We start from the raw sequence: 21,162 nt of genomic DNA on the forward strand, positions 1-21,162 counted from the left end.
GCCCTTGAACTGGGTTTTGACCCGCTTCATGGTTTCAAAAACTAATCTTTGATAGTTTTTTTCATCCTTTTTAGATTGAATATCTTCAGGTAGTTGTACAGATTTTCTAATGAAATTTTGATAAACGTTTTGCTGAACAATAGCTTGGCCATCTCCTTGATCTATTAGATATTCGGGTCGGTCTGCCCATAGAACAATTTATTCGATTTTATATGTTCCACCAATTCAAAATCTTGACCATTTCTATATTTTATTTTAACCAAGCCTAAGCCTCGATGCATATAGGTTTCAGCTACTGTTTCTTGCATTGGATATGTGGTGTATTTATATACATCTTTTATATATTGACCATTTATAGACAATGAATCTAGATGAATTGCTTCTTCTAAATTAAATATTCTATCTGTATTACTTCCCGTTCCTAAGAAGTAATAACAAACTGAACCAAAAAAGATATTAAAATCAAATCCATTCATGGTTTTAACCATCTCGAAAGTGAATTCATTCTCTTCATCAGGAAATTCACCGCGCGTACGAACATTAAACATATAAAAACATGAACTTTCGCAATAGGGAGAAGAATCGTCTGAGATTGTACTTTTTCCATTCTTAGCATAACTTATATTATAAGTGGTAGTAGAAGAAGAATTCACTTCAACCATATTAATCTTATCACCTTCAGAATAGGGAAGCCACTGTATATCTCTATCGGCAAATGGATTGGGGCACTCGGCTTTTTCACATGGATCACAAGAGAACAAGACGAACAATGATATAAAATAAAGGTAGTTAAAGTATTTCATGAATGAGGCAATTTTTATTTGGGATTTAAACCGTAAATATATTGAAAATAGTTTTTCTTTTACGTCAGGGGTAGATTTTTTAGAATAAAAAAAGAGGATATCAAATTAATGACATCCTCCAAAATATTTTTAAAAGCTTAAGGCTTAAATATGAATCACTTCACCATAAGCATCCGCAACCGCTTCCATAATAGCTTCTGACATAGTAGGATGGGGGTGAACTGCTTCAATGATTTCACGTCCTGTAGTTTCTAGTTTACGAGCTACTACAGCTTCCGCAATCATCTCAGTAACGTGATCACCAATCATGTGGCAACCTAACCACTCACCATATTTGGCATCGAAGATTACTTTTACAAAACCGTCTTTATGTCCAGCAGCACTGGCTTTTCCACTAGCAGAGAATGGGAATTTACCCACTTTGATTTCGTGTCCGGCTTCTTTGGCTTGTGCTTCTGTTAAACCAACACTGGCGATTTCTGGCTGAGTATAGGTACAACCTGGATTATTTCCATAATCTAATGGTGTGGGATGATGACCTGCGATTTTTTCAACGCAGATGATTCCTTCGTGACTTGCAGTATGAGCCAAAGCAGGACCAGGAACGATATCGCCAATGGCATAATATCCTTCTACATTGGTCTTGTAAAACTCGTCAACCAATACTTTACCGCGATCTACATCAATTCCAACCTCCTCTAATCCGATTCCTTCAATATTGGTTTGAATTCCAACAGCAGAAAGAACGATATCAGCTTCAACAGTTTCTTCACCTTTTTTGGTCTTAATTAAAACCTGGCATTTGTCACCAGTAGTATCTACGCTTAAAACTTCACTTTTCACCATCACTTTAATACCGGCTTTTTTGAAGCTTCTGCCCAATTGCTTACTCACGTCTATATCTTCCACTGGAACGATATTGTCCATAAACTCAACTAAAGTAACCTTGGTACCTATGCTATTATAAAAATGAGCAAATTCAGAACCAATGGCTCCAGAACCCACAACAACCATAGATTCTGGTTTTTTGTCTAAAGTCATGGCTTTTCTATAACCGATAATCTTATTTCCATCTTGAGGAAGGTTTGGTAATTCGCGTGAACGAGCACCAGTGGCAATGATGATGTTTTCGGCACTGTATTCAGTGACTTTTCCATCCGCATCGGTTACTTCTATTTTTTTACCTGGTTTTAGTTTTCCAAAACCAGAAATTAAATCTACTTTATTCTTTTTGAAAAGAAATTGAATTCCCTTACTCATGCCTTCAGCAACGCCACGGCTTCTTTTTACTATGGCATCAAAATCAGCTTCAATCTCACCTGAAACCTTTACGCCATAATCACCAGCATGCTTGGCATAATTATAAACCTCAGCACTTTTTAATAAGGCTTTAGTTGGAATACATCCCCAGTTGAGGCATATTCCACCTAATTCGGCTTTTTCAATAACAGCTACTTTTTTTCCTAATTGAGTAGCTCTGATGGCAGCAACGTATCCGCCAGGACCACTACCTAAAACTATAATATCGTAATTCATAATAATTCTAAATTAGCATTTTTGCAAAAGTACCAATTTTTATTGGAAGGCTTTATTTTTTAAGGAATATTTGGAGTTTTTTAAACAATTGGATGGTGAGTTGATTTAATTCCTGATTTTTAGAGGTAAATAATAAAGCCCTATGGATTATCCTAAGCTAAGTTTGCAAAATATTATATTTACGAAAAACAAAGGATGGACGAATTGAGGATTAGTCTTCTCTAAGAAAATAAGCAGAGCAAGCCCATCAGATAAACCAAGGTTGCATATATAGAAAAACAACAAAATTTGATCTTAAAACTCAAGCATAAAGGTAAATACGGGTAGCTAAAAGTTAATAAAAGTAAGAGCTTGACTTCGTGTTCTTTGAGTTGACTTTTAAGCCCTTAGTGGTAAAACTAGGGCATGTTTGCTTAGAAAAGTTTGAAAATTCCATGAAATTCATTTTTAGGTTCACGTAAGAGGAATAGATACTTATTGCTAAATACAAATTTTTAAAGATCAGTATTTCAGTTGGTTGGAATTAAAAAAAAGCTTGAATGTGTGTGCCCAAAGAAGTTAAGGGTTTCAATGCTCGAAAGCTAATTCTTTATTTATCTTTGAATATGGAAAAGAAAATAACCATTGGAACGGTATGTTTCCTAATTGATCAAGTAAAAGATAGCATATTGCTTTTGGAGCGTTCTAGAGAGCCCATGAAATCTATGTATACTGGAGTTGGTGGGAAGACTCATTTTGAGGAGGATATCAAAGAATCATGCATCAGAGAAATTAAAGAAGAAACAGGATATCGAGCAAATAACTTGCAGCTCAAAGGAGTAGTTAAAACCTTACTTCAAGGCAAAAATTCCTCTTGGATTTTATTCGTTTATACTTGTAGTGATTTTAATGGACAGGAGATTTCTTGTGACGAAGGTGAATTGCATTGGGTAAAGACTTCTGATGTTTATAAAATCAATCTTATAGGCTTTATTAGAGAAATATTGCCAGAGGTGCTATCGGAGGATGGTTTTATTGAAACCACATTAATTCATAATGAAAATGGTGAGATATTAGATAATAATTAATTTTGTCAGTTTTAAGATACTCAATTATTATATTAAAAACCTTTGAATGAAAAGTATATTAATCTCACTATTATTTACATTGTCTATTGCATCACTGTATAGTCAATCAGCTAACCTCACCATTATAGTAAACGGCATTCAAAATGCAAAAGGAACCATGAACTTTGCTGTTTATGATAACGCAGAGAATTATGATAAGAGTAAAGATTATTTTATTGGAGAAAGTATACCTGTGGAATCTATGAAGTTTGAGTTTGTTTTCTACGATCTGCCTTATGGTAAATATGCCATATCATTATTTCATGACGAAGATGAAGACGGAGATTTGGACACCAATTGGATTGGAATGCCCAAAGAATTATTTGGATTTTCTAATAATGCCAAAGCTAAAATGGGTCCTCCAGATTTTGAAGATGCTTGTTTTGAAATTAATGGAGACATGGAGTTAGTAATTAATCTTGTGGACTTGTTTTAATTTGATTTTTTTTAAATAAAAATGGGATGAAAAGAAGCTGAAATATTTGTAATTTAATTTACCTTAGTGGCATTAATTTTTATCCTTAAATCAACATGAAGAGCAAAAAACTATCCACGGTATACGACGCCCAGAAATTTAAAGAATTTGGTCACGAATTAGTAGATCTCTTAAGTGAACATTTAGAGGAGGCTAATAAAGAAGAAACACTAGTACAGCATTGGAAATCTCCAGCCGAAAGATTAGAGTTTTGGCAGCAATATGAGATGGACAAGAATTCACCAAAGGCATTCTTTCAGGATATTTTAGAGGGTTCGGTAAATATTCACCATGCCAATTATATGGGGCATCAGGTATCGCCACCTGCACCTTTAGGAGCCTTGGCTAGTTTTACGAGTTCCTTGCTCAATAATGGAATGGCCATTTATGAAATGGGAGCCGCTGGTACCGCCATAGAAAAAGTAGTGATAGATGATTTAAATCAAAGAATAGGCTATGATGACAATTCCGATGGATATATTACTCATGGCGGAACATTAGCTAATCTTACTGCTTTACTTTCAGCTAGAAAAGCCATGGTTGAAAAAGATGTTTGGGAAGAAGGAAGCTCAGAAAAATTAGGAATTATGGTTTCTTCTGAAGCCCATTATTGTGTGGATAGAGCTGTGAGAATCATGGGTATGGGTGCTGCTGGAATGATAAAGATTCCTGTGGATAAGAATTATGCCATGAAAACAGAATTGTTGGAGGAGCATTACCAGAAAGCCAAGTCAGATGGCATAAGGGTGATGGCAGTAGTGGGAAGCGCTCCTTCTACTTCCACAGGTATGTATGACGATTTGGAAGCTATCGCCGACTTTTGTGAAGCCAAGAAGCTTTGGTTTCATGTGGATGGAGCCCATGGAGGAGCAGCTATATTCTCAAAAAAATATAAGCATTATCTAAAAGGAATTCACCGTGCTGATTCGGTGGTGATAGATGGGCATAAAATGCTGATGACGCCTACTATTATGACTTTTCTTTTATTTAAAAATAAAAACCATTCCTATGCTACTTTTAGTCAGAAGGCAGTGTATTTATTAAGTAAGAAAGAAGAAGAACAATGGTATAATATAGCCATTAAATCCTTTGAATGCACCAAAAGGATGATGAGCATTCAGTTTTATATTTTGTTCAAATTCTATGGTGAAGAAATATTCGATGAATATGTGACCACCTTATACGATTTGGGTAAAGAATTAGCTGGTATAATATCAACACGATTAAATTTTGAATTGGCAATCGAACCAGATACCAATATCGTTTGTTTCCGCTATCATCCTCAAGGGAAATCTAAAGAGGAGCTTAATAGTATAAACGCACAACTTCGTCAGCAATTATTGGAGCAGGGGAAGTTTTATATTGTACAGACTAGTTTGAAAGGTGAGGTTTTTATGAGAACTACCATCATGAATCCTAAAACGACTACGAAGAATTTTGAATTATTATTGGATGAAATTGAAGCCTTGGCCGGTTGAGAAATATTAGCTTTTATTTCAATGAGAACCCGTTTTTTAGATTAAAATTTAACTATATCTTTGAATGATTAATAAAAAGATGCATTTATTTCATGATTAAAGTCAATCATCTAGAGCTCAGTTTTGCTGAGAAACTAATATTTAAGGATTTATCCTTTTCCATTGAACCAGGAGAAAAAGTTTGTATTAGTGGAGCTTCAGGAAAAGGAAAATCCACCATTTTGAAGATGCTGATGGCTTATGTGATTCCCAATCAAGGAACAATAGAAATCAATAAGCTTCAAATAAATCCAGAAAATATTAAGGTTATTCGTAATCAGATGATATGGATTCCTCAAAACATTAATTTGCCGGTAAATAATGGCTTAGAACTAATGGATTTGATGGAATGGTCAGGACAAAAAAATAAGGTAGAGGAATTACTATTAGAATTAGGCCTAGCAGTATCAATACTGAGCTCAGACTTTTCTAAAATCAGTGGTGGACAAAAGCAAAGAATCATCATAGCCATATGTTTAAGTATGGATAAAGACATCATTTTAATGGATGAACCCACAGCATCTCTTGATGAGGATTCTATAGACCAACTCATATCTTGTTTATCCAAATTTGAGAATAAAACTATGGTGTCTGCTTCTCACCACTCAAAGTGGATAAATAGTTGGGATAAAAATATAGCCTTATGAATTCAGCCACAGATATTAGTATTTGGGAATTAGCCAGCGGTTTATTACTATTTATCATCCCCATCACTTTATTCTATATCTATAAAATTTGGATTATCAAAGATGTCCTTATTGGTCTTATTCGAATGCTTATTCAACTTTCTTTGGTGGCTTTATACCTAGAATGGATATTCGAACTCAATAATGCATGGTTAAATAGCCTTTGGGTGATGGTCATGATTATGGTCGGAATCTTCACCACCATCAGGAGAGTCGCCTTAAATTGGAGGATGTTTTTATTACCACTTCTGCTGGCCAGTTTAACCTCAGTATTCATTGTTGACTTATTCTTTTTAGGTTGGGTATTAAAACTCGATTATTTTTTCGAAGCCAGATATTTTATTCCTATTACAGGTATGGTCTTAGGTAATGCATTGAATCATAATATAGTGGGATTAACTACTTATTTTAAAGGTTTAACTGATAAATCTGACTTGTATATGTTTTTACTATCCAATACAGGGAGTAAGAAATTGGCATTAAGACCATTTATAAATGATGCTATTAAACAAGGATTGAATCCAATGATAGCGACCATGTCTGTTATTGGACTCATATCTTTACCAGGTATGATGACTGGGCAGATTCTTGGAGGAAGTTCACCAGTGACAGCTATTAAATACCAGATCATGATTATGATCGCTATTTTTGTGGGTTGTACCATCAATTTGTTTTTGAGCATCCTTTTCTCTAATCGGTTTATTTTTGATGCTTATTCTAATTTGAAAGCCAATATCTTAAAGAAAATGTAAATTATTACTTGTTATAATTTCTCAAATAGTAGTAATTCCTAATGATTTTAATTATATTTGATAAAGAGCTATTCTGTTTTTAATGAAATGATTTATAGTCTCGTTTCTTCTTATTAATGCCCTTTTAGCGCTCTCATTAAAACAATAATATGGATATCGTCAATATATATCAGGTGGCTGTTTTAGCTGTACAAGGGCTATTGGTCTCAACATTGATTCTTTTTTTATTTAGGATGCGTTCCGTTTTAGGTATCGGTTTTCTATATGCTGCTATTGGAATGTTTCAATTTTTGCAGGTATATTTAGCTAGTACAGTACAAATTAATATTACTGATAGTATCATTGTTTCTCCGGGCTCCACTGTATTATTTATGGTGAGCCTTTTTGCCATTCTCTTGATTTATATTAAAGAAGACGCTGCAGAAACCCGTAAAATTATTTATGCGCTTTTGGCTACGAATATTGCTATGGTTATTCTGTTGCAGTCTTTTAAGTGGAGTGTAGATAGTGAAAGTGGTGAACAATTATTCAAAGTGAGTACACAGCTATTCGATACCAATATTTTAGTTTTATTAGTTGGAACCGTGACCCTATTTGTGGATTCTTTTTTATTAATCATTTTATATGAATTCATATCTAAAAGAGTAAAATGGATTTTTTTTAAAGTTCTTCTCACGACTTTAATAGTTGCATCTTTTGATACTATTTGTTTTTCTTTATTAGCATTTGGGAGTTCGGAATATTTAAGCAGCATCATTTATTCAAACTTGATATCCAAGAGTGTGGCAACTTTATTCTATAGCATTATATTTTCTGTGTATTTATTCTATATAGAAAGAGGAGTTGATGATAATCCTGATTATAAATTTAATGATATCTTTCATACATTAAGCTATAGGCAGAAGTTTGAAATTGAAAAAACACAAAAAGATAATATCAAAAAGAATGCAGAACAAGCTATAAGGATGAGTAAGGTGAGATATGAGACTTTAGCTAGAATTTCGCCTGTTGGAATATTCTTAAGTGATATCGAAGGTAAAACGGTATACGTTAATCCCAAATGGTGTTCAATATCTGGTATACTTGAAGAAGATGCATTGGGGGATGGTTGGTTGAAAACAGTACATCCTGCAGATATTGGAATGATTAATGACAATTGGAACGCTGCTCAGGATTTAAATGTGAATTCACATATTGAATACCGATTTATTCATGAGGATGGTTCTGTAGTTTGGGTATTAGGACAGGCGGTACCTGAGTTAGATGCAGATAATAATAAGATTGGTTATATAGGAACCATAACGAATATCACAAAACTTAAACAATATGAAAAGGAGCAAATTCTACTCAAAGAAAAAGCCCAAGAAAGTGATCGTTTGAAGTCCGCATTCTTAGCCAATATGAGTCATGAAATAAGAACTCCCATGAATGGAATTTTAGGCTTTTCCGAATTGTTGAAAGAACCAGATCTAGAAGAGCTTGAGCGTAAAGAGTATATCAGTGTTATTGAAAGAAGTGGTATGAGAATGCTCAATATTATTAATGATATTGTGGACATCTCGAAAATAGAATCTGGCCTGATGAAGGTATATCTAGAAGAGGTAAATATTAACGAAATTGTTCAATTTATTTATGATTTCTTCAAACCAGAAACGGAACGAAAGAATGTTGCTTTAGAACTTTATAAACCTTTACATGACAGTGAGGTCATAATTCCTACGGATAAAGAGAAAGTAATCGGTATTCTAACAAACTTAGTTAAAAATGCTATTAAACATACTCAAGAAGGAAGTATAGAATTTGGCTATGTCAGGAAAGAAATAGGGGAGTCGAGCTTTATGGAGTTTTTTGTAAAAGATACCGGTAGTGGAGTTCCAGATGATAAGCGTGAAGCTATTTTCGATCGTTTTATTCAGGCCGAAATGGAGAATAATAGAACTATAGAAGGCACAGGATTAGGCTTACCCATTTCTAAAGCTTATGTTGAAATGTTAGGAGGAAAAATATGGCTCGATGATATACAAACAGATAAAACAGTATTCTATTTCACCTTGCCTTTTCAAATCTAATATTCTTAACTTATTCGGGAGGAAGCATAGCGCGCACTGTTTCTTTTAATTCACGGTAATTGGTTTTTCCACTTCCTAGCATAGGAATTTCTTCCACCTTTTCTATATTTCTAATGCGAGCTATAGAAGCAACACCACGACTTCTCAAATACTTGTTTACCTCAGTTAACTTTAGATCTTTCACTGAAAATAAAGTGACCACAGGGTCTTTTGCTCTGTCGCATCCTTCTACAGCAATAACATGAGCGCCTTCTTCTCCATATTCCTCCTCTAAAATTTTCTCAATAAATGGCATGCTGATCATCTCACCACCAATTTTGATAAATCGTTTCAATCGTCCGGTAATAAATACAAATCCATCCTCATCAATATGTCCTAAATCACCAGTTTTATAGTATTTCTTACCCTCAATTTCCACAAATGGACTTTCAATTTTACTATCCATATATCCGCCAAAAATACTTGGGCCATTGACTACTATCATTCCTTCTTTTCCAACTTCTATTGGTTGTTCTGTCTCTAAATCCATAATATGGGCATCTAACCCCACAATGAATTTCCCAACGCTATTGAGCTTCTGTGCGTCTTTAGGGTTTAAACATACTATAGGGCCACATTCCGTAACTCCATAACCTTCTATAATCAATGATTTACCTTCGGTGAGTCTTTCGAAATTGGCTTTTACATCTTTATGTAAACTTTCGGCACCAGAAATGACCAGTTCTACAGATGCTAAGTCTTCTTTTGAAGAACGTGACATGATCATCTTTAACAGCGTAGGAGTCACCATAATATTATTGGCATGAGTATGTTTTAAAACCTCAATTACTTCTTTAATATTGGTCGGGTTTGGGGTATAGGCTGCTTTTACTCCTGTTATCAATGGAAGTACTGATAATACCGTAAATCCAAAGCTATGAAAAGGAGGGAGGAAGCTCAAGAAAATACCATTTACTCTAATATCGAATAATTGTAGGGCTCCCCATAAATCAGTTATCACATTCTCATGGGAAAGTTGAACTGCTTTAGGCAAAGTCTCACTACCAGAAGTAAATAATACAACCGCAATTTTATCAATTTTCGTATTGATCATCAGCTTTGGAAGTTTGGCCATTAAAGCCCCTTTTAATTTCATTCCCAAACTGATATTACTTACTTCTTTATCCAACAACATTAATTTACTGGTGATGTCTGCTGGAAGTTGATCTTTAATTTTATCATTAAAGGCAGTTGCTGTAACAATAACTTCTAATTCCGTAAGCTGAGCACAATAACTTAATACTTTGTGTCCAACGGTCCAATTCAACATTACTGGGACTTTTCCTGCCATATATGAGGCTATGGTAAGTAATGTAGTAGACTGAAGAGCAGGTAAAAGAATCCCCACGTACTTTCCTTTAATCCTCGCTTTGAGTAATTGGGATACCACAGCAGCTTTTAAAAAGAATTCTTTTCTAGTACTAGTTCCTGAATTAGCATCCCAAGCGAAATATTCATTTGGGTTTTTACTGAATTCAGTAATAAAGTTCTCGAGAATGTTTTTGGAAGTATCAGGCATGACATTATAATCAGCCGTATTAGCAATGTGGAGTAATGATTCCTTCATGTAATTAGTTTTGTGAAGCGCCAAAAGTAGGGAAAAAATTGGAATTAGGGCTTTCTCTGTTTAGAAATTGATAATGACATATTCGAAAATCCAATATTCTGACTAAGAAAATGTTACTTATACTATAATAATCTCTTATTTGCCTTCAATATAATCTATTAACTCAGCTTTTACTTGTCCAACCTTTATTGGGGCTTCAACCTTAACGGGAATATTCCTACCATCATCGCTTACCCAAATTTTAATGGTTTGATTGCTTTTGAAGATGGTTCCCTCAATCACTTTTGTACTGATTCTATAACAATTAAAACTCAATTGCTCATTCAACTCAATAAACTCTTTGCCTTCATATCTAATGGGGATGGTATACAGTTGGCCATCAATAATTATTTTAAACTCATAGCCTTCACCCATCATGGCATTTTCGAAATTGAGTAGACGAGCATAATAGCAAGCCGTTTGCAAATCGAAGACATCCGCTTGCCAGTCCATTGTTTTTTCTCTAGACTCTTGCTCGGTATTACTCAATTCCATTATGATTTTACCCTCCTCAGCTTGGAAATAGGTTTCATTAAATACAGAATAAGAACCTTCACTGGTATTTCTTTTATAATAGATAGGCTGAAAGTTTTCTTTCAGAACGTTACTTTGGAAAGTATCTCTAATTTTATAAATCCAATCGTATTTGGGGAGACTATTACCATAGCTTTTAAAATGGAAAATATCTTCTTTATTATTTTTTGAAGCTAATACTTCAAATTTTACTTCTCCACCTTGTATCTCTAGAAAGCCTAACTCATAAATAGCTATATAAGTTCCTATTTCACCCTCAGCATAAGGATATTCTTCTAACAAAGTTATCTGTGAGAAAATAGGATTTAAAAGAAGACAGAAAATAAAAATCAGGATTTGCTTCATTATAGAATTATTGCGGCAAATATATGTAAAATGGTGATGGTTATTTCGTGTTATGCCTTGCGAATTAGCTAAAATGTTAAACAAAAAATAATGATTGCATAATTCACTAAAACGATTTAGTTTTGTCAAGGTGAAAAAGAAAAAAATAACATTATCTGTGATTGCTGAGGAACTAAAGGTTTCTAAAACTCTGGTATCCTTGGTTTTGAATGGTAAAGGAGATGCCTCTGCTATCAATAAAGCCACCCAAGAGAAGGTAATTAGCAAAGCACGAGAATTGAATTATAAACCCAATCAAGTGGCTCGTGGGCTTCGGATGGGAACAACAAAAACCATAGGACTTCTTGTTGCGGACATTTCAAATCCATTTTATGCACGAATTACTCGCACCATTGAGCATTATGCCGAAGAGGAAGGTTATAGTCTAATTGTTTGTAGTTCCGATGAAGAACAAGAACGCGAGAAGAGGTTAGTAAGGATGTTGTTAGACAGACAGGTCGATGGTATCATCATGACCACTACATTAAGTCAAGAAGATGAATTAGATTCTCTTTTTCCGAATCAATATCCTTTAGTTTTATTGGATAGATATTTAGATGATTCCAATAAGAATTTTGTAGGTGTTGATAATATATCTGCTAGCAAAGAGGCCATCAATCATTTTATTAATAATGGCCATCAAAACATTGGATTCCTCACTCTTACACCTAGTTATATTAGTACGCTTCGCGATAGAAGAGCTGGTTATATTGAGGCATTAAAAGAAAATCATATTGGAATTAATGAAGATTATATCATTGAAATAGATTATAATTTAATCAAAGCCAAAGAATATGCTCAGATTAAAGACTTCGTTAACAGGAATAGAGAAATTACGGCTATTTTTACTACCAATAACCATTTAGCCGTTGCTTGTCTAGAGGCCATTAAAGAATTGGATTTGAAAATTCCAGAGGATATTTCGATAATAACTTTTGATGATGTTGAATTGTTTCAATATACTTCACCAGCTTTATCGACCATAGCACAACCATTGGCTGATATTGGTCATCAAGCTGTTTCCATATTGATGAATGAAATTAAAGACTCCTCTGTAAGCCAAAGGACAGAAATATTACAAACCAAATTAATCATACGAGAATCTTAATAATATGATGTTTAAAAGAGTATTCATTATCACCCTATTTCTTTGGAGCTTTCTGGCAAATGCTCAAGTAGAAGTATCTGGTATCGTCATTTCTGATGAGGATCAAAAACCAGTACCATTTGTGAATATTATTGGTCTGCAATCTCGATTAGGAGGCAGTTCTGATATCGATGGTCAATTCTCTATAAGCGTAAGTGATTCAGATACACATCTTATATTTTCTGCCATAGGTTTTCAGCAAGATACCATAATCCTTACTGCTAGTCCAATGAATATTAGTCTTCATTCCATGTCTTTGAATTTAGATGAAGTGGTGGTAACAGCATTAGGCATAAAAAGAGATAAGAAATCCTTGGGCTATGCCATGACAGAAGTAAAAGGAGAAGATTTGGTAAAATCCAATGATGTGAGTGTGATTAATAAGTTAAGTGGAAAAGTAGCTGGGCTTAAAATTACATCAACAAATGGTGGAGCAGGAACTTCAAGTCGTATTATACTTCGTGGAAATAATTCTATTACTGGTGATAATCAAGCATTAATTGTAGTGGACGGTGTACCTATTAATAATAGTACCAATAGTAATTCAGGAGCAGAATGGGGAGGTCGAGATTATGGAAACGGAGTTTCAGATATTAATGCCGATGATATTGAAAGCATTTCTGTATTAAAAGGAGCTAGTGCTTCAGCACTCTATGGTTCACAAGCCATGGATGGTGTGATTTTGATTACCACTAAAAAAGGAAAAGCAGGCAAAAAAATAGGAGTGAGCTTTAGTAGTAACACTTCAATAGACCAAGCTTATATTCTTTACGATTTGCAAAACACTTACGGTGCTGGTAGAAATGGGAAATTCGAAGGTGCTTGGGATATTAATGCCAATGGTACTCCTGTATTTAATCCAAGCTACGATTTTAGCAAAGGTAGCTGGGGACCCAAAATGGAAGGTCAAACCATTGTAGATTGGGATGGTAATGAAAAATCTTTCTCGCCCCAAGAGGATAATTACAAAAATTATTTTGAACCCGGTGTGACTACTAATAATTCAATTGGGATTGATGGTGGATTTAAAAATATGACTTATCGTTTTTCTGTAGCAAATATCGCCACAAAAGATATTATTCCTGGTTTAACTTATAATAGAACCAATGTGGGACTGAATATTTCAGCTAGCATCCTCAAGAAAATCAAATTGAATAGTTATTTCAATTATGTAAACAGTAAAGTGAATGATAGGCCAGGTTTATCAGATGCCCACGACAATCCAAATAGGAACTATATTCATATGCCTCGACATATTAGTTCTTCATCTTTGAGTGATCATTATATTAATCCGGATGGTACTGAAAATACTTGGTATCAAAATTGGTCTTGGATGACCAACCCATATTGGAATAAGCAATATCAGAAAAATGAAGATGTTAGAAATCGTTATTTTGGTCATATTTCATTGCAATATGATTTTAATGAAAACTTAAAACTGATGGTCCGTGCAGCACCTGATGTTTCCAAAACGAAATATTCTTCTATTGATGCACAAAAAGGTTTAATATATGGTTTGGGAAGATATAGTGAATCTAATAATGACCAATATTTAATCAATAGCGACTTCTTAGCCACTTATTCCAACGATTGGAAAGAAACCATTATGTATTCAGTGAATATTGGTGGTAACGCTATGTATTATAAAGCTGAAAATGAATCAGCAAATACCGAAGGTGGTTTGGTCGAAGCTTATGTTTATACTTTAGAAAATAGTTTGAACCCTATTTATTATAGAAATTACCTCACCGAGGCAGCAAAAAACTCCCTTTATGCTTTTGCTCAAATAAACTATAAACACTTTTTGTATTTAGATATTACAGCTCGTAATGATTGGTCTTCTACCTTACCAAAGAACGACAATTCATTCTTTTACCCATCTATAAGTCTTGGTTTTGTATTCTCTGAATTATTGAATGAAGACAAAATCAATAAGGATATTTTTAGCTTCGGTAAGCTAAGAGCAAGTTATGCTGGTGTAGGAAATGATGCAGATCCTTATCAATTGGAAACTACCTATGAAATTATTGACAATGAAGGATATGACGATATGGCTTTTATTGACCGTACTGTTCCTAATCTTGGTCTTTTGCCTGAGCTTGTAAACTCTTTAGAAGCAGGTTTAGAACTGAAATTCTTCATGAACAGATTGGGTTTAGATGCTACTTACTATAATACTCGTTCCCACAACCAAATCACTAACATGCCAGTATCGGCTGCTTCTGGTTACTATACTGCAATTGTAAATTCAGGAATTATTGAAAACAAAGGCTGGGAAGTTCAATTAAATGCCTCCCCAGTTAAAAATAATAAGTTTCAGTGGGATTTGAATTTTGCTTACTCAAAAAATAATTCACAAATCATTGAATTAGCTCCAAATGTGGAAAGAGCTACCTTATATGAGCATTGGAGATTAACAGTTGAAGCCAGGCCCGATAACCCTTATGGAGATATTGTTGGCTATGGTTACAAAAGAGATGAAAGCGGTATTGTTTTAATAGATAAGAATGGTATGGTAGTTAGAGATGAAACACCTAAGGTATTGGGGAATTTTACTCCTGACTTTGGGCTTTCTTTAAGCAGTACTTTTCGTTTTCAAAATTGGAGTTTATCTTTCTTAATTGATAGCCAGATTGGTGGTGATATGTTCTCAGGTACCAACATGTATGGATATGGTTACTCAGGAAACTTTGAGGAGACTTTAGAGGGGAGAGAGGCTTGGTATCAATCGGAGGCTGCTAGAGAAGAAGCTGGAGTTTCTTCTGAAGATTGGACAGCAACAGGAGGATATTTAGTAGAAGGAGTTTACGAGCCAGGAACCATTATCAATGGAGAAGATATGAGTGGTAAAACTAATTCTACCTATATCGATCCCTATCAATATTATCAAAAAGTAAGCATGTGGCAAGAGGAAATCCATGAGTCATTTATTTATGATGCCAGCTTTGTGAAACTTAGAGAGCTGAGCATTAGCTATTCTATTCCAAAGGATAAACTAGAGAAAGTTTGGATAAAGGGATTAACCGCTGGCGTTTTTGCTAATAATGTTTGGTTGATTTATAGCGAAGTGCCAAATGTGGATCCAGAATCCATGTTAACCAATGGAAATGGACAAGGATATGAATTATACTCTTATCCAAATAAAAGAAGTATTGGTGTATCCATCTCAGTAAATTTTTAAGAAATGAACAGAAAGAATATTTATATATACTTGATATTAAGTTTGGTTTTTCTGCAAACATCTTGCATTAAAGATTTGACAGAGCTTAATAAAGACCCTAATAATTCAACAGAAGTCGATACTGAATTATTATTTAAATATGCGGTAAAAAGAGGCAATGGTGATTATTTAACCTCCTCTCATTTAGAATATAATGGATTGCAGCAATGGGTGATGTATATGGCCACCAGAGGAGGAGTAGAATCCGGAAATGAATATCCTTCCCCAGCTGGAGGAGACGGATTCTGGAACAGTTCTTATATTGATGCCATGAATAATGCCCAAGTAGTTATTCGATTAACCGACGGAGATTCTGAATTGTCGAATTTAAATGCGGCCGCTCTTATATGGAAGGTTTTTATCATGCATAGAATTACTGACCTTTGGGGTGATACTCCTTATTCTGAAGCTTTGCAAGGGAATCCAGATATTGAGTTTACTCCAACTTATGATACCCAAGAAGCTATATATAGTCAAATGTTAAGTCAATTGGAGACTGCCGTAAATAGTATTGATGCTTCTAAACCATTTGTTTCAGAAAGTGCTGATTTAATTTATGGTGGAGAAATAGAAAACTGGAAAAGATTTGCTAATGCCTTAAGATTTAGGCTTGCTATGCGGATTTCTTCTATCAATGCTTCTTTGTCTGAATCTACTATTCGTGAACTTCAGTCGGAAATATTAATAGAAAACGAAAGTCAAACGGCCAGCTTCCTCTATAATAGCGTTTATAATAAACCGCTTTATGAAGCTACAGTCATTCGTTATCAAGAAGGTGCTCAGTATATTAACCCCAGTAAATTTCTAGTAGATTTATTGGTAAATACAAATGATCCTAGAATAAAAAACATCCTCAAGAAAACCACATTGTCTGATACTTATCCATTTATTGATGAGTATAGGGGAGTCCCCAATCTTCTTCCATATAATAGTGAAGAATGGGAAAACTATAATTTAGATGCTGCTTTGGGTGATCCTTTAGGAGAGTGGGGAGATGTTTCTAGAGTAGGTCAATGGTTTTTAAATAATGACAGGCCCGTTCAGCTTCTAGGCTATAGTGAAATGTGTTTCTTAAAAGCAGAAGCTGCCCTAAAGGGATGGTGGACAGCGGATGCTGGTGATTTATTTAAAGAAGGTATTGCTTCTCATATTGCTTATATGAACGAGTATTCAACAGAAGTAAATATTACAGATATTGAAATATTAAATTATAGTAATCAATTTCAAGATATTGATTTAGCAGATGTGATTACTCAAAAATATATTTTATTTACCTATGAAAATGTTTTTGAAGCTTATGCCGATTATCGAAGAACAGGATATCCTGTTTTATTAGATTATTTTGAGGAGGGTATCAATTTAGATATTTTTCCGAGAAGATTAAGGTATCCTTATTCAGAATATACTTTGAATAGAGATAACTATTTGCAAGCTGTGGAAAATCAAGGAAGTGATACGCAGTTGACGAGAGTTTGGTGGGATATAGAAAGATAAATAATTAAAAATTATAGATATGACTAGAAAATTATTAGCATTGGCCATATTCGTGTTTTTGGGTGGATTCATTCAAGCCCAATCTCTCGATAATAGATGCTGGTCCATTGATTATGAAACTTGGAATACCACTGGGACTCCAAGTTTATATATCGATTGTGGTAACGATGAGGCCTTTAATGGTGGGGAAGAGCTCACCTTGGAAGTTTGGGCAAGGGCATACACTTTTGCTGAAAACAGAAAAATAATGGGGAAAATAGAATATAATGAACCCATAGATAATGGATATGTTTTGGGATTTGAAAACCTACATGTTTATGCTGAGTATTTTAATCCATCTATACAAGTGGTGCCTCGCCCTGGTGATGGCCCAATGGCTCCCGATTCTTCTTTTACGCATTTGGTAACTACTTACTCAGTGAGTTCTGGTAAGATCCAGAGTTATGTCAATGGAATACTTTCAGGAGAAACAACCATGTTTCCTTCAACAGCACTTGTAGATAATGATCGTCCCTTTATCATTGGAAATGCACCTTGGGATTTATTATCATATCAATTTTATGGTGATTTAGATGAAGTGAGAGTATGGAATAAAGCCTTAAGCCAAGAGGAGATTCAAAGCCGTATGCATACTCAATTAATGGGTGACGAGACAGAATTAGTGGCTTATTATAATTTTAATGCTGCTGCGGATTCTACCGTTCCAGATTCAGGACCAAATGGTTTCGATGGTAATTTGAGTCATTCAACTCATGAGAGTACCCAATGGATGGTATCTTCAGCTCCAGTAGGAGATTTGACCATGTCTAATATGCAAGATATTGCAGCTGCTTGGTATAGAAGTGCTGAAAACTACCATAAGATTATTACTGATAACGGATTAATCATCACCACATTAATCAATCCTTTAGAATTCAGAAAGTATGTGGTAGCTGGAATGAATAGTGAGGATGGTATAGCAACAGATTTAGCTCCAGAAAACCCACCAGCAGATTATAAAAGAAGCAATAGACAATGGTATTTCAATTGTGCCAGTGATGTAAGTGGAAGTATGACTTTTAACCTAGAGGATGCTATGGTTGGGGATGACTTTCCTATGGATGATGACGATAATCAATATGCATTGCTATATCGCGCAGATGAGAGCAAGGACTTCAGAGCTATTGCTCGTCCAACTAAATTGCTATCTGGCATATTCATTATTAATGACTATGAATTTAAAGATGGTTTTTATGCTATCGGGCACTCCTCAGAGGAATTTCCAATTCAAGGATTTGATGCAATTTCAGATATAAAATTCTCAAATTTGATTTTAGCTCCAAACCCAGTAAATAACCAATTAATGATTAATGGTGCACCCTTAAACACAAACCTTTCCATTTATCAAATCAGTGGTTCTTTAGTAAAACAAGTAAAAGCAATTCAAAATCAAGAAATCATTGATCTATCAGATTTAAATTCAGGAATTTATTTCCTAGAGTTTGAAATTGATGGAATTAAAACAACAAGAAAATTAATTAAAAACTAAAATTTAATATCATGAAAAAAGTCTTTACATTTTTATTGGTCATGTGTCTTTCCTTTTCAGGAACGATGATAATGGCACAAAATCATGCCTTAGATTTTGATGGCAGTAGTAATAAGGTAGGTATTCTTGATAGTCCAGAACTAAATCCAACTGCAGCTATGACTTTGGAAGCTTGGATTAATGCAGAAGAATGGCAAAGTAGTATTTGGGCAGGTGTAATCATTAGTAAACAAGGTTCGGGGCCTGATAAAGGTTGGTGTCTTTCAGCTGGAGAAAACGGTAGGTTAGAATTTACTGTTTCCGTAGATGAAGGATGGAAATCGGTTGCTACTCCCCAGCTATTAGGAACCAATGCCTGGTATCATGTGGCTGGTGTTTATACTGGAACCCAAGTAAAAGTATATATTAATGGTGTTTTGATAGGTGCCGAAGATGCAATAGGTAGTTTAACTCCTGGTGAGGGTGTTGTTGTAAATATTGGAGAAAATCCAACATGGACCGGTCGTTATTTCAATGGAATGATTGATGAGGTTAGAATTTGGGAAGTCGCTAGAACTGATGCAGAAATACAAGCCAGTATGAGCACTGAATTAACAGGAAGCGAAGCGGGTTTAGTAGCTTATTATCCTATGAATGAAGGAACAGGTATGACTATTGCTGATGCGACTAGTAATGGTAATGATGGTCAGCTTATTAATATGTCAGAAGACAATTGGGTAGATGGTTTTGTTCCTGTAACTGCTGATATTGGAGTAATGGGTATTGCTTCTCCATCTTATATCGGTAGTGGTTTTGCTGCTGATGAGAAAATTAGATTAGAGGTTAAAAATTATGCTACTGAGCCTATTACTGAATTTGAAATTACTTATCAAATTACAGGTAGTGATGCTATAACAGAAACAGTAGTAGTGACCATTCCTCCTTTTGAAACTTATATTTATACTTTTGAAGATTTAGTAGATCTTTCTGGTGAAACAGAAATTGAAATTACTGGAAGTGTAAGTTTAGATGGAGATGATAATGCAGCAAATGATGTATTAACAGAAATGATTGAACCCACTCTTAATTTTATGATTTTTGATGAAGAACGTCATAATTATGGTGGATATGGACAAACTCATACCAAGACCTTATACATGCCAGAAAGCTTAGAGGACTTTAGTGAAATATATATTCATATTGACCTAGAATGCCCAACAGGTGGTTGTGATCCTTGGGATCAACCTGCCAAACTTATGATCAATAAAGATGGTGAAAACTATGAAATAGCTCGTTATATCACACCTTATGGTGTGGCTTGTGGTGGTTGGACTTGGGATATTACCGATTTCCGTTCCTTGTTAGTTGATGAAGTAGATTGGGTAAGTTATGTACAAGTTTGGGGAGCCTCAGGATGGTTAGTTGATGTGGAACTAGAGTTAATTGAAGGAAGTCCAGAATATCCATTTGTGAAAATTGAGAAACTTTGGTCGGAAGACAATTGGGTCTATGGTGACCCAGATGTCAATGATGATTTCCCAGAAATGGATGTGATGATTCATCCAGAAACAGAGGCCGCTAAAATTAGAATGACTATGACAGGCCACGGACAGGCAAATACTAGTAATGCTGCAGAGTTTTCTGATTTCACTCATCATATTTGGGTAGATGGAGAAGAGACTTTTGAGCAACATCTGTGGAAGGATGATTGTGATGTGAATTCATGTGCTCCTCAAAGTGGAACCTATTTGTATTCTCGTGCTGGCTGGTGTCCTGGACAAGATGTACAGCCATGGGAATGGGATATGGATGGTCATTTTACTCCTGGTGAAATGGTAAATTTAGATTATGTTTTATATGATTACACTAATCTTTTAAATACGGGTTATAATGGCGGTTCTCACACTGAGCCTCATTATCGCTGTCATACTTATTTTGTGCAGTATTCAACTGAGGATATCGTTGGAATTAGTGATCAATCAGTAGTTATGGATCATATTCAAGCTTATCCTAACCCTACAACTGGTTTATATAACATTAAAATGGTAAATGATAATATCAAGACAATCGATGTTTATCAATTAAACAGCCAGTTGGTGGCTAGTTATCAGTTAAATGGAGACCAAGAGTTTCAATTGGATTTAAGTGATATGCCAAATGGAATCTATATGATTAAAGTACAATCTGAAAATCATACTACTGTTCTTAAAACTGTGAAGTCTAACTAAGAAAAGAATTTAGATATATACAAAACCCGAAGTCAGAACATGGCTTCGGGTTTTTTATT

15 protein-coding genes are annotated in these 21,162 nt (G+C 34.7%); 11 read left to right on the forward strand and 4 right to left on the reverse strand.

Translation table 11 applies throughout. The annotated features are described in order from the left end of the window. Positions 1-164: 164 nt before the first annotated feature. Together HNS40_RS05660 and lpdA are read right to left on the reverse strand one after the other, a co-directional pair. Positions 165-803 (reverse strand): hypothetical protein, encoded by a 639-nt coding sequence (locus tag HNS40_RS05660; protein ID WP_172278563.1) that lies wholly within the window; start codon positions 801-803, stop codon positions 165-167. Positions 804-947: 144 nt separating this feature from the next. Then, a complete protein-coding gene (gene lpdA / locus HNS40_RS05665) occupies positions 948-2,339 on the reverse strand; it encodes a dihydrolipoyl dehydrogenase (RefSeq protein WP_172278566.1) in 1,392 nt (463 codons plus the stop codon). Between the two features lie 605 nt (positions 2,340-2,944). Between lpdA and HNS40_RS05670 the strand changes: the two genes are divergently transcribed. The 6 genes from HNS40_RS05670 (at position 2,945) to HNS40_RS05695 (ending at position 8,944) form a co-directional block, all read left to right on the forward strand. Continuing rightward, on the forward strand, positions 2,945-3,406 hold the full coding sequence (locus tag HNS40_RS05670) for an NUDIX domain-containing protein (protein WP_172278568.1): 462 nt from the start codon (positions 2,945-2,947) through the stop codon (positions 3,404-3,406). Between the two features lie 46 nt (positions 3,407-3,452). After that, a complete protein-coding gene (locus HNS40_RS05675; RefSeq protein ID WP_172278570.1) occupies positions 3,453-3,881 on the forward strand; it encodes a DUF2141 domain-containing protein in 429 nt (142 codons plus the stop codon). A gap of 95 nt (positions 3,882-3,976) precedes the next feature. Then, a complete protein-coding gene (locus tag HNS40_RS05680; RefSeq protein WP_172278572.1) occupies positions 3,977-5,398 on the forward strand; it encodes a pyridoxal-dependent decarboxylase in 1,422 nt (473 codons plus the stop codon). A gap of 92 nt (positions 5,399-5,490) precedes the next feature. Next, the gene (locus HNS40_RS05685) at positions 5,491-6,084 is read left to right on the forward strand and encodes an ATP-binding cassette domain-containing protein (RefSeq protein ID WP_216664156.1); all 594 of its coding nucleotides are present in this window, start codon (positions 5,491-5,493) and stop codon (positions 6,082-6,084) included. Beyond that, positions 6,081-6,875, forward strand: coding sequence for an ABC transporter permease (locus tag HNS40_RS05690; protein ID WP_172278574.1), 795 nt, complete (start codon positions 6,081-6,083; stop codon positions 6,873-6,875). Before HNS40_RS05685 ends, HNS40_RS05690 begins: the two co-directional genes overlap by 4 nt. Before the next feature lie 149 nt (positions 6,876-7,024). After that, on the forward strand, positions 7,025-8,944 hold the full coding sequence (locus HNS40_RS05695) for a histidine kinase dimerization/phospho-acceptor domain-containing protein (RefSeq protein ID WP_172278576.1): 1,920 nt from the start codon (positions 7,025-7,027) through the stop codon (positions 8,942-8,944). A 10-nt stretch (positions 8,945-8,954) separates the two neighbouring features. On the opposite strand, the gene HNS40_RS05700 is transcribed toward HNS40_RS05695, so the two are convergent. Together HNS40_RS05700 and HNS40_RS05705 are read right to left on the reverse strand one after the other, a co-directional pair. Next, a complete protein-coding gene (locus tag HNS40_RS05700) occupies positions 8,955-10,550 on the reverse strand; it encodes an AMP-binding protein (protein WP_172278578.1) in 1,596 nt (531 codons plus the stop codon). Positions 10,551-10,685: 135 nt separating this feature from the next. Beyond that, positions 10,686-11,468, reverse strand: a complete 783-nt coding sequence (locus HNS40_RS05705) for a DUF3108 domain-containing protein (RefSeq protein WP_172278580.1) — start codon at positions 11,466-11,468, stop codon at positions 10,686-10,688. A 94-nt stretch (positions 11,469-11,562) separates the two neighbouring features. Here HNS40_RS05705 and HNS40_RS05710 point away from each other — a divergent pair, with 94 nt between their 5' ends. From HNS40_RS05710 to HNS40_RS05730, 5 genes are read left to right on the forward strand one after another with little or no spacing between them, the layout of a single operon-like run. Further along, on the forward strand, positions 11,563-12,615 hold the full coding sequence (locus tag HNS40_RS05710) for a LacI family DNA-binding transcriptional regulator (protein ID WP_172278582.1): 1,053 nt from the start codon (positions 11,563-11,565) through the stop codon (positions 12,613-12,615). 4 nt (positions 12,616-12,619) lie between these two features. Beyond that, entirely contained in the window at positions 12,620-15,835 is a 3,216-nt protein-coding gene (locus HNS40_RS05715; protein WP_172278584.1) for a SusC/RagA family TonB-linked outer membrane protein, read from the forward strand. Between the two features lie 3 nt (positions 15,836-15,838). Then, positions 15,839-17,368 (forward strand): SusD/RagB family nutrient-binding outer membrane lipoprotein, encoded by a 1,530-nt coding sequence (locus HNS40_RS05720; protein WP_172278586.1) that lies wholly within the window; start codon positions 15,839-15,841, stop codon positions 17,366-17,368. 19 nt (positions 17,369-17,387) lie between these two features. Beyond that, a complete protein-coding gene (locus HNS40_RS05725; protein WP_172278588.1) occupies positions 17,388-18,896 on the forward strand; it encodes a LamG-like jellyroll fold domain-containing protein in 1,509 nt (502 codons plus the stop codon). 11 nt (positions 18,897-18,907) lie between these two features. Continuing rightward, the gene (locus HNS40_RS05730) at positions 18,908-21,103 is read left to right on the forward strand and encodes a LamG-like jellyroll fold domain-containing protein (protein ID WP_172278590.1); all 2,196 of its coding nucleotides are present in this window, start codon (positions 18,908-18,910) and stop codon (positions 21,101-21,103) included. The last annotated feature ends 59 nt before the right edge of the window (positions 21,104-21,162 follow it).

Origin of the sequence: Lentimicrobium sp. S6 (genome assembly GCF_013166635.1) — a bacterium.
GTDB lineage: Bacteria > Bacteroidota > Bacteroidia > Bacteroidales > UBA12170 > UBA12170.